The 324-nt window shown below is 39.8% G+C and carries 1 protein-coding gene; it reads left to right on the forward strand.

All coding sequences use genetic code 11. From position 1 onward, the window contains the following. Positions 1 to 324: PH domain-containing protein (locus tag HC175_RS22065; protein WP_168140002.1), on the forward strand; the 324-nt coding region annotated here is incomplete at both ends.

Genomic DNA, 324 nt, shown 5'->3' on the forward strand with positions numbered 1-324 from the left:
TCTATGCACAACTGGTTAGCCTTTCCTGGTTTTTGGGAATAGCCTCAGTTTATATTATGCTTTTCAGTGTATATAATTTCTTCTATTTCAAAAAGCTACAACTGGGAGTTTCTGAAGAGTTTTTGATAAGACATTCCGGCGTGTGGATCCAAAAAGAGGAATATCTTGAGATCTTCAGGCTGCAGGCGGTTTCGGTTTCTCAACCTGTTTGGTATAAAAAAAGAGGCCTGGTCAACCTAACTTTTCACTCGGCAGGTGGAGACATTAGCTTTCCCATGGTAAAAAAGGTGCAGGTACAGCCTGTTCTTAATTATTTGCTGTATA

This window comes from Salinimicrobium oceani (assembly GCF_012037645.1).